We start from the raw sequence: 1,096 nt of genomic DNA, 5'->3' as shown, positions 1-1,096 counted from the left end.
TGTGATGTTACATTACGAACTACATTTTATGTTACATCGACCTACATGAGATATTTAAATAAAAACTAGATTGGGGAGACTGTGAAATGAAGAAAACAGAAAAAAAATCACAGGATTCTGATCAGCAGAATGAAAAATCACTGACTGAAAGAGTAGCAGAGATACAAGCCAAAATTAAAAGCCTTAGAGGGGATAATCGTGTTCCTTTCGATGAAAAGGCTTTTATGGATGAAGGGTGGGAGCTCTAATGCCCCTCATAGCTCCATAAATCGCCGTGTGAGCGTTTTTATCATATTCAATGTAGTCAACAGGCTCGAACGACATAACGCCCGCTTCAGGTCAATTTTAAGGCGCGGGGACGTTATGTCTTGCGTTGCGACTTTTGTCCTGTGTTCATAGGCAGGATACGTAATTTTGTGGTACAAAATTAAATTCATCAAAAAGCACTGTCGAATAGGCACAAAAACACCGCGCCCCAAAATCGCGCTGTAGGTGATTTTTGTGCCGGCTGTTTTTCTGAAACGTCTGTGTAGCAGGAAATGCAACTTGTCAGCGTTACACCTAAAAAACTCAAAAAAAAGCCCTCAAACGAGGGCTTTAGAAGTCAAAGAATTATAAAATTCTGTAGCTCATTAATCGGGCAGAATAAGAGCTGTTATTCAGGCGATAAACCGCCGTCGATAACGTCCAGACGGAAGCGCTCAACAGCTTTAGCGTGGTTATTTACATTCCCACGAAAAGCTCCTTCAGGTGTTACAGTTATAACTTTTACTCGACCACGTTTAACGCGATGAATTGCACCAACTTTTTCAAGCAAATCTAATGCTCTTGCCATTTGTGCTTTGTCAGTTCGCATTGTCTCGCAGAGATCTGCGGCCGTTTTGGTGCATTCGTAACTTTGCCAGCCAAGATTACGGCAGATTTGCCATAGAACGGCCTGAGCGTGATATGCTTGCGCTGTGGTCTTAGCGGATTCAAATAGCCGTTCAGTAACGGCGTCCTGGTACTGGAAAGCAATGGACACGTTACCACCTGGCTCGCCGCCCACCACGACGAACTCCGCACCGCCTGGGCATGACCGGGGACCGTACGACGG

General features: G+C 44.5%; 2 protein-coding genes. One reads left to right on the top strand and one right to left on the bottom strand.

The annotated features are described in order from the left end of the window. Positions 1–86 precede the first annotated feature (86 nt). On the top strand, positions 87–248 hold the full coding sequence (locus ACFWUY_RS41915) for a hypothetical protein (protein ID WP_376936199.1): 162 nt from the start codon (positions 87–89) through the stop codon (positions 246–248). Positions 249–655: 407 nt separating this feature from the next. On the opposite strand, the gene ACFWUY_RS41910 is transcribed toward ACFWUY_RS41915, so the two are convergent. Further along, the coding region (locus tag ACFWUY_RS41910) for a hypothetical protein (RefSeq protein ID WP_384122411.1) at positions 656–1,096 on the bottom strand (441 nt) is incomplete at its 5' end.

This window comes from Streptomyces sp. NPDC058664, from assembly GCF_042716635.1.
Classification (GTDB): domain Bacteria; phylum Actinomycetota; class Actinomycetes; order Streptomycetales; family Streptomycetaceae; genus Streptomyces.
Note: the sequence above shows the minus strand (reverse complement) of the source record. Positions and strands in the feature narration are given on the sequence as shown.